This is a genomic window from Streptomyces sp. NPDC057617 (assembly GCF_042800555.1).
In the GTDB taxonomy this organism is placed as follows: domain Bacteria; phylum Actinomycetota; class Actinomycetes; order Streptomycetales; family Streptomycetaceae; genus Streptomyces.
This window is the reverse complement of sequence record NZ_JBHVGV010000001.1, coordinates 103,669-115,626: the sequence shown is the minus strand read 5'-3', so window position 1 is coordinate 115,626 and position 11,958 is coordinate 103,669. Positions and strand designations below refer to the sequence as shown.

Here is an 11,958-nt window from a genome sequence, read left to right as displayed (position 1 = left end):
CGCCGCCCCGCGCACTCGGCCATCCGTACCGCGGACCGGGCCCCGGCCACCCGTACCGGAGCCGGCCGTACCGCGGAACTCCGTACCGCAGACAAGGACATGACCGCCATGACCGCGCCTTCCGCGTCCTCCGTATCCGCCCGCTCGTCCACCGCCCCCGCCCCGGCGATCACCGCTACCGGCCTGTCCAAGTCCTACGGCGACAAGGTGGTGCTCGACGGCATCGACCTGCGTATCCCCGAGGGCTCCGTCTTCGCGCTGCTCGGACCCAACGGGGCGGGCAAGACCACCACCGTGCAGATCCTCACCACCCTCATCCCCGCGAACGCCGGAACGGCCGAGGTCGCGGGGCACGACGTGGCCCGCGACGCCGACGCCGTACGCGCCCTGATCGGTGTCACCGGCCAGTTCTCGGCGGTGGACAACCTCCTCACCGCCGAGGAGAACCTGCTCCTCATGGCGGACCTGTACCACCTCGACCGCCGCGAAGGCCGGCGCCGTACCGCCGAGTTGCTGCGCCGGTTCGATCTGACCGAGGCGGCCACCAAGCCCGTCGTCACCTTCTCGGGAGGTATGCGGCGCAAGCTCGATCTCGCGATGACCCTGGTCGGCGATCCGCGCATCATCTTCCTCGACGAGCCGACGACCGGACTCGACCCGCGCAGCCGCCGCACCATGCGGGAGATCATCCGTACGCTCGTCGCCGACGAAGGCGTCACGATCTTCCTGACCACGCAGTATCTGGAGGAGGCCGATCAGCTCGCCGACCGTATCGCCGTCCTGGACCGGGGAAAGCTGGTCGCGGAAGGCACCGCGGAAGAGCTGAAGCGCCGTATCCCCGGCGGCCATATCCGCCTCCGGTTCGCCGACGAGACCGGACTCGACTCGGCCTCCGCTCTCTTCCCCGCCGTGAAACGCGACAGTGAAGCGCTCACCCTGCAGATCCCGAGCGACGGAAGCATTCCCACCCTGCGCGCCGTCCTCGACGTACTGGACCACGCGTCGGTGCAGGCCGAGGCACTCACGGTGCACACCCCCGATCTCGACGATGTCTTCCTCACCCTCACCGGCACCGCCCAGCCCGGTGACGAGGCCAACTCCCAGAAGGAGCACGCCCGATGAACACCCCGTCCTATGCCGTCACCGACTCGCTGACGATGCTGCGGCGCAATCTGAAGCACGCACAGCGCTACCCGTCCATGACGGTCTCGGTCGTCGCACTGCCCGTCATGATGCTCCTGGTCTTCAACTACGTGTTCGGCGGCGCGCTGGGCAGCGGCATCGGCACCGCCGCCGGCACCACCGACTACATCGACTATGTCGCCCCCGGCATCATCCTGATGGCCGCGACATCCGGTGCCCTGGTCACGGCGGTCGGGGTGTGCGTCGACAAGACCGAAGGCATCGTCAACCGGTTCCGTACGATGCCGATCTCCCGCGCGTCCTTCCTGACCGGGCATGTGGTCGGCAGTGTGATACAGACCCTGGTGAGCGTCGCGCTTGTCATCGGTGTCGCGCTGCTCATGGGCTTCAGGCCCAGCGCCACACCTGTCGAGTGGATCGCGGCCGCCGGCCTTCTCGTCCTGCTGATTCTGGCGCTCACCTGGCTGTCGGCGGCGATCGGCCTTGTCGCCAAGACCCCCGAAACCGCCAGCAACATGCCATTGCCGCTGCAGTTCCTGCCCTTCGTCGGCAGCGCCATCGTCCCGCCGGAGTCCATGCCCACCGGCGTGCGCTGGTTCGCGGAGTACCAGCCCTTCACACCGATCATCGAAACACTGCGGGGCCTGCTGATGGGCACTGAGATCGGCGGCAGCGCGCCCGCCGCGCTGGCCTGGTGTGCCGGCCTCACCCTGGTCGGCTATCTGTGGGCCCGAGCGGTCTTCCGGCGCGGCGTCATGAGTTAGGCATCCTCGCTCATGGCCGCTGAGGGCCCCGGGGCAGCGGTCGTACCGCTCGCTCCGGGGCCCGAGGCCGTCGGGGATCCGAGGCCGTCGCCCCAAAAAAATCACGGGTGTTACGGGTGCTGTTTGCAGTACGGTCCCGGCCATGGATGATCAGGACGGTTACTTCGGAGAGCGGGTCGCGGCGACGTACGACGACTCGTCGGGCGGCGAGTTCGACCCCGGTGTCATCGGGACGACAGCCGACTTCCTGGCGGGCCTCGCCGGGGACGGCCGCGCCCTTGAACTGGCCATCGGCACGGGACGTATCGCACTGCCGTTGTCACACCGGGGCGTCCCGGTCCATGGCATCGACATGTCGCGGGCGATGGTCGCCCGGCTCCGCGGCAAGCCGGGCGGCGACGCGATCGGTGTGACGATCGGCGACTTCGCGACGACAAGAGTGGACGGGACCTTCTCCGTCGCATACCTCGTCTTCAACACCATCATGAATCTGACCACCCAGGCCGCGCAGGTGAACTGCTTCCGCAATGCCGCCGCCCACCTCGGACCGGGGGGCTGCTTCGTCGTCGAGGTCATGATCCCGGAACTGCGCAAGCTTCCGCCCGGGCAGAACGTCGTACCGTTCCACACGGGCCCGACGGGGTGGGCGTACGACATCTACGACGTCGCCACCCAGGAGATGAGCTCCAACTACGTCGAAGTCGTCGACGGCCGCGGCGAGTACAGGCCGATCCCCTTCCGGTATGTGTGGCCGTCGGAACTCGACCTGATGACTCAGCTCGCGGGACTGCGGCTGCGGGAACGCTGGGACGGCTGGACACGGGAGCCCTTCACGGGCGAGAGCCGGCAGCATGTGTCGGTCTGGGAGAAACCCGCCTGACCGGGCCCCCGGCCCTAGCCACGCGCCGCCAGCTGTTCATCCTTCTCCTGCTGGCACCTTTCCTGCATCTCCTCCCGCATCTCGGCACGCTCGCACGGGGCGTGCCCTGCCTGCTCGATGATGGACTGCCCGCTTTCCAGGGTCACGAAGTTCAGAAAACTCCGGGTCAGCGATCCGGTCGACGGATTCCCGTATGTGTAGGCGTATTCGACCTCGGTGAACAGGTAAGTGCTGGTGGCAATGTCGTTGGTCGAGGGCGGTTCCTGCCCGTCCAGGGACAGTACGCCCATCGTCTTCTTGTCCGGGAACTTCTCGAAGGAGTTCAGTTCGCTGTAGCCGAGCGCGCCCTCGGTGTCCGCCACGGCGTTCAGCATCTCGTCCGTGCTGTCCTGTTTGCAGTGGATGATCGGGTCGTTCTTGTCCGCCGCTTTGAGCGTCTCGCAGTCCACCGAGTTGTCAGCCACCGTTTGCGCGCCCATGAGAATCTTCCGTTCGAAGATCTCCTGGGTGCCGGAGTCGCCCTCCCTGGTGACCAGCTTTATCGCTCCGGGGCCGCCGCCCGCCTGTGACCAGTCGGTGAGTTTTCCGGTGAAGATCTGCCGTACCTGCTCGCGTGTCAGACCCTGTTCCGGAAGGCCGGCGGAGGAATTCGCCACGAGCGCGAAGGTGGAGATCGCCACGTAATTCTCCTCCAGCTCCCGGTAGCGGTCGGCGTCGGTCCTGAGTCCGTCGGAGAACGCGATCACGGCCGGGGACCTGCCCTCCGCCTGCTTGCCCGCGCTGACCAGGGCTTCGAGCCCGTCCGTGGTACCCGTCATACGGAGGTCGATCTCCGAGCCGGGGCAGTCCTTCTCGTACGCCGCCTTCAGAGCCTTCGCCGCCTGGTTGAAGGCCGTGGAGCCGACCACGGTGAGCTTGCCCGTCTCACAGCCGCGCGGCGGGACGACGGCCTGGGGCCATGCGATGGTGACCGCCAGCACCGACACCGAGAGCGAGAGGGCGGCGGTGATCCATTTGGCCTGCCTGCTGAAGAGGGGCAGCTCTTCGTCGATGGACACGCCCTTGTTGCGTACGACGTCACCGCCCTGAAGGCCGCCCGTGATCCGTACACCGGAGTTGACCGGACCGCCGGTGAGCAGCACCAGAAGCTTGAAGTGCTGGTTCCGGTTGAGCGGGACCGGAGGGAGAAAGATCTTCCTGCCCGACGAGTGGAGACCCGCCGGTCCCGCCGGTACGAAATGCTCCAGCAGATACTCGTCGTTGACCTCGGGCTGGGTGACGGCGACGCCGCGCACGGTGCGGTCGCTGAAGACGACGGTGAGGCCGTGCAGTGCGTCGCGGCTGGTGTAGTCGGACTCGGCGATGGTCTCCGCGCCGTTGTTCTCGATACGGATCAGCACGACGGTGGCATCGTCCAGGCCCTCAAGGAAGTTGCCGAAGGCGCCGATACGGACGGTGGTCAACGCCCCTTCGTCACCGCCGTCGTTGCTGTTGCCGAAAGGGGTGTCCATCTGGACGCGGTACCCGATCCGTTTACGGTTCTGGGCCCGTGGCCGGTACCAGATCGTAACGGCCGACGCGGCCAGACCGAACACTGCGAAGATCGTGGCCAATATGTTGTCGGCGGTCAGCCACTCATTCATGTTTTTGTCCCCCGTGCGCGTACGCGCGTTTGTATACGTGATGGCGCGTCACGATAAGGAGCGGGGGGTCCGCATTGGAACACCTTTCCGTGTTCCGTCGACAGCCGTTTGCCTGCCGTTCGCTTCATGGGCGTGCGCCGGGGGTTTATGACCCGTTGTCGTCCAAGGCGTCCTGGGCCGTGCCGATGAACTTTGAGAGACTTTGTTCCATGGGCATTACTGTCAGCTCGAATCCCGCGAGGAGGGCATCCACCTCCGGTGGCAGATCGTCGGCCGGATTCGCTTCGTTCGCTGCTCTTATGGCCTCCAGTTCCGCGCAGAGGCTGGAGATCACATTGGCCGTACGGGCGACATCGGCCGCCATCGCGGAGACATCCTTGGGGCCTGCCAGCGCGATATCCAGCCAGAGGGACGCGACGCTCGCGGCGCGCGTCCGGCACTCGTATACATAGGTGCTGGTAAAGGTGGAGACCTTGTAGGGGCCCAGTTCTCTTTGCCCGATCGCATTGCGCAGCGCTTCGGCGGCGGCGATGAATTCCCTGTACACGCCCTCCCGCGGCTGACGCCGCTGCCGCTGATGCTCCGCCCGGGCCGCGATCCGGGCCGCCTCCCGCTGCGCCCTTCCGGCGGTGAGCGCGGCCCCGATGGTCGCCAACGCCCCGGCCAACGCCCCGCACACAGCGGCTAAGCCAGCATCCATAACTACCGAGTGTGACGGCTCGCGGCGGCCCTGGTCAACGTAAATTGCAAAGTTCTGCAATTGGCTACATCATGAACTCAGCACGTGCCCTCTGTGCGGGACATACGGGATTGGGGATCAGGTGGGCGGGGAGTTCTTCGCGGCCGTGCGGGAGCGGGTGCGGCAGGCTCGGGTGGCGCTGGAGGCCGCCGTGGGAAGCGGGGACGTCTATGAAGTCGCCCTCGCACAGGACGAGTTGGACGACGCCTTGTCGGTGGCCGGCGAACACGGAATCGAGACCGGTCCGTGCGCGGAAGGGGCCGGCGGTGCGGATCACAACAGGTAGGAGAGTCACCATGCCGGTTCCGCTGTATCAGGCGAAGGCGGAGTTCTTCCGGATGCTGGGCCACCCGGTCCGTATCCGGGTGCTGGAGCTGCTGCAGGACGGGCCCATGCCGGTCCGCGGTCTGCTGGCGGAGATCGAGATCGAGCCCGCCGCCCTGTCGCAGCAGCTCGCCGTCCTGCGCCGCTCCGGGATCGTCACCTCCACCCGTGAAGGCTCCACCGTCGTCTACGAGCTGGCCGGCGGGGATGTGGCCGAGCTGATGCGCGCGGCCCGCCGGATCCTTACCGAGATGCTCGCCGGGCAGAACGAACTGCTGGCCGAGCTGCGGGAAGCCGAGGTCCCCGCCAAGTGAGCACGCCCGCCGCCCGGGGTCTCGCCCGGGTGCGTTCCCTGCTGCCCGTACGCGGTGATCTCACCGCCATGCGCCGGAGCCCCCGCCGGGACCTGATGGCCGGTCTGACCGTGGCGATCGTCGCGCTGCCGCTCGCGCTCGGCTTCGGCGTCTCCTCCGGCCTGGGCGCCGAGGCGGGCCTGGTGACAGCAGTGGTCGCCGGGGCCCTGGCCGCGGTGTTCGGCGGATCGAATCTTCAGGTCTCCGGACCGACCGGCGCGATGACCGTCGTCCTCGTGCCCATCGTCGCCGCGCACGGCACCGGCGGAGTACTGGCCGTCGGACTGATCGCCGGTCTGATGCTCCTCGTCCTCGCCCTGGTACGCGCCGGACGCTACATGGCGTACGTCCCCGCCTCGGTGGTGGAGGGCTTCACCCTCGGCATCGCCTGCGTGATCGGTCTCCAGCAGATCCCGAACGCCGTCGGCGTCGCCCCGCCGGAGGGCGACAAGGTCCTGGTGGTGGCCGGGCGGGCCGTCGAGGAGTTCGTACGGTCCCCGAACTGGACCGCTGTCCTGCTGGCCGCCGCCGTGGCGGGGACCATGCTGGCCGGGGCGCGCTGGCGCCCGGCCGTCCCGTTCTCCATTGTGGCGGTGATCGCCGCGACCGTCGCGGGCCAGGCCCTGAGCCCGGGCACCGTACCCACGATCGGGGCCCTGCCCGTCGGGCTTCCCGCCCCCTCCCTCACCTTCCTCGACCCGTCCGCGCTCGCCTCCCTGCTGGCGCCCGCGGTCGCGGTGGCCGCGCTCGCCGCGCTGGAATCGCTGCTGTCCGCCCAGGTCGCCGACGGTATGACGGTCGGGGAGAAGCACGACCCCGACCGGGAACTGTTCGGGCAGGGCCTGGCGAACATCGCCGCCCCGCTGTTCGGCGGCGTACCCGCGACCGGCGCGATCGCCCGTACGGCGGTCAACGTCCGTACGGGCGCGTCCTCCCGGCTCGCCGCGCTCACCCACGCCGTGGTGCTGGCGGTGATCGTCTTCGCCGCCGCCCCGCTGGTCTCCAGGATCCCGCTCGCCGCGCTGGCCGGCGTGCTGATCGCCACCGCGGTCCGGATGGTCGAGGTCGGCTCCCTGCGCGCGATGGCCAGGGCCACCCGCTCGGACGCCGTCGTCCTGGTACTGACCGCCGTCGCGACACTCGCCCTGGACCTGGTGTACGCGGTGATCACAGGCCTGGCCGTCGCCGGGGCCCTCGCGCTGCGGGCGGTCGCCAAGCACGCCCGGATGGACCAGGTGGACTTCCGCTCCGATCTGCCCGGCGAGCACAGCGACGAGGAACACGCCCTGCTGGCCGAGCACATCGTCGCCTACCGCATCGACGGACCGCTGTTCTTCGCCGGCGCCCACCGCTTCCTGCTGGAGCTCTCCGAGGTCGCCGACGTCCGGGTGGTGATCCTGCGGATGTCCCGGGTGACCACGATGGACGCCACCGGCGCGCTCGTCCTCAAGGACGCCGTCCACAAGCTGAACCGGCGCGGTATCGCGGTGATGACCTCCGGGATCCGCCCCGGCCAGCGCCAGGCCCTGGAATCGGTCGGCGCGCTGGACCTGCTGCGGCGGGAGGGCCGGGAGTACGCCACGACTCCGGAGGCCATCGCCGGGGCCCGGTCCCATCTGCGCGACGCCGGGCTCCTGCCCTCGTACAACACCTAGGGCCTAGGGCGTGTTTCGGAAGTCCCGTCTGCCTCGCGACGCCCGGCACGCACACTCGCTGCGTTGTCGGAGTCGCCCGAGTACGGCCGGGCCATCAACACCGCCGATCACTCCGCCTTGCGATTGCACGCACCGGACGCCGCGAGGCCCGCCCTGCGGGCCGACGACGCTACTTCCGAAACACGCCCTAGAAGGCGTCCGGATCGATCTTCCCCGTGACCAGACCGGTGAGGAACTGCCGCAGTGTGGACGACGAAGCCGCCTCCTCCGCTTCCGCCGCCCGGTGCCTGCCCGTCCGCCGGACGGGCACGGGTGCCGGGATCTCGTAGCCCTCCCGCAGCCGGTACCTGATCGGCAGCGCCCGCAACCCCCGTACGAACGGCGAGGAGCGCCAGGGGAGTTGGTCCACCGGTACGGCCAGCTCAAGGTGCTCGAACTGCTCGAACAGGGACTCAAGGGCCAAGGTCGTGATGGTGGTGGCGAGTTCACGCGACGGGCACTGGCGCGGGCCCGCACCCCACGAGAGATGGGCGCGCGTGCTGGTCGCCCTGTTCGCCGAAGTGCCGTCCGCGAAGCGCGGATCCGCGTGGGTGGCGGCGGTGGCGATCCATACGGGCTCGCCCGCCCGGATGATGTACTCGCCCAGCCGCTGGTCCCTGAGCGGGAACCGCGGTACGAAGTTGGACAACGGCGGTTTGCGCAGGACGACATGGTTGACGGCCTCGCGGATCATGCCCGCCGACAGGCTCGCTCGCGCGCGGCCGTCGCCGGTGATGATCTCCACGACCGAGTTGGCTATGAGGATGCCTCCATGGTCCGAGACCATCCCCATGAGCATGGTGAGTTCATGCGCCAGCTCCGAGGCCGTCAGATTGGGCTGCGCCGCCAGCATGTACGAGGGGAAGTCCTCACCGGGCCGGCTCCGCTTCTCCTCCCCGAGCTTCGCCATGGCGGCGAGCACCCGGTCGGAGGCCTCGGCCGAGTCCGGTCCCGCGTCGAGGATCCGCCAGATGTCCATCAGCGCCTGGTCGTTCTGGGAACCCGACGCGCCCAGCAGCTCGCCCGCGACCATCAGGGGCAGCGGCCGGGAGAACTGCGCGGCCAGGTCCGCCGTACCCGACCTGCCGCCCTGCGCGAGGAACCCGATGAGTTCGTTCGCGGTCCTGCGGATGTTCTCCTTGAGCCTGCGGGTCTGCGGATGGCCCGGATCCTGGAACGGTTTGAGCGCCGAGTCCCAAGCGGCCCTGTACTTGGCGTGGTTGGAGCCGCCGCGCGCCATCATGTTCTCGGCCGTCAGCGCGGGGGCGACCGGCCAGTCGTACGGCACACGGCCCTCGTTGCGGGCACGCCAGTGGTGTATGCCCTTCGGCCACAACGCGTCGTTCTGGAGTACGTACAAGGCTTCCGGATATCCCAGCACCAGCCAGACGGGCACACCCAACAGGTCCACGGGAGCCACGGCGCCATGCCGGCGGCGTAAGCGCTCGTGCACGATGTCCGGGCGGTCCTGGTACTCACGCCCGAGCAAAGGCTCCGGCATCAGCGACTCCAGGGTGACACCCGGGTTGTAGTTTCCACTGACTTGTTCCACGTCGATCTCTTCCTATGGTGCGGCTCACCGCGCCATGGGCCACCTGACGGCGCGGCGGACCGTACGGCCCTCAACGAGTGCGTCCACCTGCCTGGTTGGTGTGATCGCCGTCGACCGCCCGGTCCGCCGTACACGCTGCTCCGGCATCCGCCCCTTGCCAAGCCCGGTGACGTCAAAAGCTTGGGCAACAATTCCCAGGCCACGGCGTTCCGCCGGCGCACCGGACACCGAACACAACAACTCATTCCCGCCCCGGCCCGGCCTTTCCAAGCGCCGCTTCACCGAGCCCCCCGTCTGCACACTGTCCACGCCCCCGGCGCCATGCCCCGCCCGCTGTCGGTCAACTCCCTTGTCCCGCAGAGCGCGTACGAGCCCGATACGGTGACCCGCCGCCTCGCCGGGAATCCGCGGGACTCGCTTCCCCGGTGCCTGGACGCCTCGGACTCGATGCCGCCGACGATGGGCGATGCCTTCCGCCGTTCCCCCCGTCTGCCTGCTCCGCCCGCCCGCTTCGTGCGTCCGTATCAGAACGACAGCGGTTGCAGGGCGATCGCGTCGCGCAGCGCGGTCACGGCGGGTAACCACGGACGGGTGCTGGGGCCGGTCAGGACGAGAGTGCGCCGGCTCACCGGGTGCAGAGGCACCATGACCAGCTCGTCGCCGAGCATGGAGCGGGCCAGCGTCGGTACGACGGACACACCGACATGGCCCGCGACCATGCGCAGCAGTGTGCTCAGATCACGTACCTGCTGCACCGGACGGAAGGCCGGCACGGCGGATGTGCAGATCTCCATGACCCGGGGACGGCAACTGCTCGCCGACACGATCACCGGGTCGTCGAGCAGTTCGGTCACAGAGATCGACGGCTCAGCCGCGAGCGGGTGATCCTTCCGCAGCACCGCCGCGAAGGCGTCACGGGCGACGACGATGCCTCCGGGCGGTATCTCGGAAGGGTCGATCAGGATGGCGGCGTCGATCGCGCCCTCCTCCAGCCAGGGCACCATCTCGTCCTCGTCCGCCTCCAGGACATGGACCTTGACATGAGGTGCCGCTTTCTCCCACACCGGCAGCAGCGACGGGATCATCCCGGTCCGCGCGGTGAGCGTGACGGCCAGCCGTACGTCGCCGGACGGGGACGCGGGGTCCAGGGCGCTGGCCGAAAAGGAGTGGAACGACGCCAGGACGGAGCGTGCGTGAGGGAGCAGTTTCCGGCCGAGGGGAGTGGGCGCGACGGCGGGCTGGCGGACGAACAGAGGGCGGCCGACAGCTTTTTCCAGGGAGGCGACAGCGTGTGAAACAGAAGGCTGGCTCATCCCGAGGGCGTCGGCCGCTTTTGCGAATCCCGCCCGTTCCACTACCTCGACAAAGACACGAATCTGGACAAGGGTGACCTTCAAGACTCTCCCCCGGTTGCTCGATGGGCGCCCCACGATCCCTGCTGACCAGCAAGGATAAGTCGGCCGTATAGCCGAATCAACGGCTTCTATTGGCCTCGGCCGTGGGATGTGCCACAGAATCGCACCACTCGATGGCCCAGGGGGTGCGGAGTGAAGTCACATACCTCGGACGGACCGACCGGTCGCAGTGCGCGGGTTCTTTTTGCCTATGTCTTGCTTTCTCTGACATGGGGATCCAGTTTCTTCTTCATCAAGATCTCCGTGGCCGGTCTGTCACCCGCGCAACTCGTTCTCGGCCGACTCGTTCTGGGCGCGCTGACGCTCAATGTCATTCTCCTCGCCACCGGGCGGCGTTGGCCGCGCGAGGTCAAACTCATCGGGCATCTGGCGGTGGTCGCATTTCTTCTCTGCGTCTTTCCGCTGCTGCTCTTCGCATGGGCCGGTGAACGCATTCCCTCCGGGCTGTCGAGTATCTACAACGCCACCACCCCGCTTATGACGATGGTCATCGCGCTGGCGGTGATCCCCCAGGAAAGGCTCAACCGGGCGCGCTCGGCGGGAGTCCTGATCGGCGCCGCCGGAATCGCCGTCGTACTGGCTCCATGGCAGCTCGGAGACGGCGCGAGCGACCTGTCCGGCACCGGACTCGCCCAGGTCGCCTGTCTCTTGGGCACCGCGAGCTACGGCCTCGCCTTCACCTACATGCGGCGCTACATTTCGGGGCGTTACTCCTACGACGCGCTGACGATCGCCGCCGTGCAAGTGGCCCTGGCGGCCGCGATGATGGTTGTCACGGCACCCTTCTTCGCCGGTGAACCCGTCGATCTGAATATCAATATCGCGCTGAGTGTTCTGGTGCTCGGCGCGCTCGCCAGCGGTATCGCCTACATCTGGAACACCTTTATCGTCGAGAACTGGGGCGCGACGCCCGCCTCGACCGTCACCTATGTTTCCCCGCTCGTAGGGGTGTTCCTGGGAATCGTGGCCCTGGGCGAGCATCTCACCTGGAATCAGCCCACCGGTGCCCTGATCGTCGTACTCGGAATTCTGCTGAGCCAGGGCGTGATCGGTGCCGGAAAGAGAGCCGCCCCGGGGGCAGCGGGTTCCGGGCTCTCCTCGGAAGAAAAAGTCAGTGATGCCACACGAACGGGAGGACAGCGATGACCACCAGCGGCTACGACCTTCAGGAACTGGAGTCCCTTCTCATCAGGGTGGTGGAGGAGGAGACCGGGGAAAGCGGGATCACGCTCGGCACCTCGCTCCAGGGGATCGACTCGCTCACCTTCTCCGAGATCCTGATGAACGTCGAGAAGGAATTCGATGTCGAGTTCGGCCTTGAGGAGGCCTTCTCCCTGGGCGGCGGGGCGACCGTGGGCGCTCTCCTCGAAGCGATGGCCGAGAGACTGCCCTGACCCGCCTTCTCGCCCGGCTGACCCACAGTGCCCACTTCTCAGAATCGGAGAACCTGG

12 protein-coding genes are annotated in these 11,958 nt (G+C 68.0%); 8 read left to right on the top strand and 4 right to left on the bottom strand.

Features of this window, described 5'->3' with window-relative positions; all coding sequences use genetic code 11:
- Positions 1-108 precede the first annotated feature (108 nt).
- The 3 genes from ACFU9P_RS00535 to ACFU9P_RS00525 all read left to right on the top strand — a co-directional run bounded on the left by ACFU9P_RS00535 (position 109) and on the right by ACFU9P_RS00525 (position 2,787).
- A complete protein-coding gene (locus ACFU9P_RS00535; RefSeq protein WP_384076648.1) occupies positions 109-1,122 on the top strand; it encodes an ATP-binding cassette domain-containing protein in 1,014 nt (337 codons plus the stop codon).
- Positions 1,119-1,907, top strand: a complete 789-nt coding sequence (locus ACFU9P_RS00530) for an ABC transporter permease (protein ID WP_384076645.1) — start codon at positions 1,119-1,121, stop codon at positions 1,905-1,907. The genes ACFU9P_RS00535 and ACFU9P_RS00530 overlap by 4 nt, the downstream gene beginning before the upstream one ends.
- A gap of 142 nt (positions 1,908-2,049) precedes the next feature.
- Complete coding sequence (locus tag ACFU9P_RS00525; protein ID WP_384076643.1) at positions 2,050-2,787, top strand: class I SAM-dependent DNA methyltransferase; 738 nt, start codon at positions 2,050-2,052, stop codon at positions 2,785-2,787.
- 14 nt (positions 2,788-2,801) lie between these two features.
- Here the strand turns inward: ACFU9P_RS00525 and ACFU9P_RS00520 are convergent, their stop codons facing one another.
- Positions 2,802-4,430 carry a substrate-binding domain-containing protein gene (locus ACFU9P_RS00520; protein ID WP_384076640.1) on the bottom strand — a complete coding sequence of 543 codons (1,629 nt, stop codon included), beginning with the start codon at positions 4,428-4,430 and terminating at the stop codon, positions 2,802-2,804.
- A gap of 145 nt (positions 4,431-4,575) precedes the next feature.
- Entirely contained in the window at positions 4,576-5,130 is a 555-nt protein-coding gene (locus ACFU9P_RS00515) for a hypothetical protein (RefSeq protein WP_384076638.1), read from the bottom strand.
- Positions 5,131-5,251: 121 nt separating this feature from the next.
- On the opposite strand from ACFU9P_RS00515, the gene ACFU9P_RS00510 reads away from it, so the two are divergent.
- Genes ACFU9P_RS00510 through ACFU9P_RS00500 form a run of 3 tightly spaced genes read left to right on the top strand, consistent with a single transcriptional unit; the run spans position 5,252 to position 7,501 of the window.
- Entirely contained in the window at positions 5,252-5,455 is a 204-nt protein-coding gene (locus ACFU9P_RS00510) for a hypothetical protein (RefSeq protein ID WP_384076635.1), read from the top strand.
- 10 nt (positions 5,456-5,465) lie between these two features.
- On the top strand, positions 5,466-5,807 hold the full coding sequence (locus ACFU9P_RS00505) for a metalloregulator ArsR/SmtB family transcription factor (RefSeq protein WP_046509512.1): 342 nt from the start codon (positions 5,466-5,468) through the stop codon (positions 5,805-5,807).
- The gene (locus tag ACFU9P_RS00500) at positions 5,804-7,501 is read left to right on the top strand and encodes a SulP family inorganic anion transporter (RefSeq protein ID WP_384076632.1); all 1,698 of its coding nucleotides are present in this window, start codon (positions 5,804-5,806) and stop codon (positions 7,499-7,501) included. Before ACFU9P_RS00505 ends, ACFU9P_RS00500 begins: the two co-directional genes overlap by 4 nt.
- Before the next feature lie 187 nt (positions 7,502-7,688).
- Here the strand turns inward: ACFU9P_RS00500 and ACFU9P_RS00495 are convergent, their stop codons facing one another.
- Both ACFU9P_RS00495 and ACFU9P_RS00490 read right to left on the bottom strand, forming a co-directional pair.
- Complete coding sequence (locus ACFU9P_RS00495) at positions 7,689-9,041, bottom strand: cytochrome P450 (RefSeq protein ID WP_384077884.1); 1,353 nt, start codon at positions 9,039-9,041, stop codon at positions 7,689-7,691.
- A 575-nt stretch (positions 9,042-9,616) separates the two neighbouring features.
- Positions 9,617-10,522 carry a LysR family transcriptional regulator gene (locus ACFU9P_RS00490; protein WP_384076629.1) on the bottom strand — a complete coding sequence of 302 codons (906 nt, stop codon included), beginning with the start codon at positions 10,520-10,522 and terminating at the stop codon, positions 9,617-9,619.
- 117 nt (positions 10,523-10,639) lie between these two features.
- Between ACFU9P_RS00490 and ACFU9P_RS00485 the strand changes: the two genes are divergently transcribed.
- Entirely contained in the window at positions 10,640-11,653 is a 1,014-nt protein-coding gene (locus tag ACFU9P_RS00485; protein ID WP_384076627.1) for a DMT family transporter, read from the top strand.
- The gene (locus tag ACFU9P_RS00480; RefSeq protein WP_376381070.1) at positions 11,650-11,901 is read left to right on the top strand and encodes an acyl carrier protein; all 252 of its coding nucleotides are present in this window, start codon (positions 11,650-11,652) and stop codon (positions 11,899-11,901) included. The genes ACFU9P_RS00485 and ACFU9P_RS00480 overlap by 4 nt, the downstream gene beginning before the upstream one ends.
- The last annotated feature ends 57 nt before the right edge of the window (positions 11,902-11,958 follow it).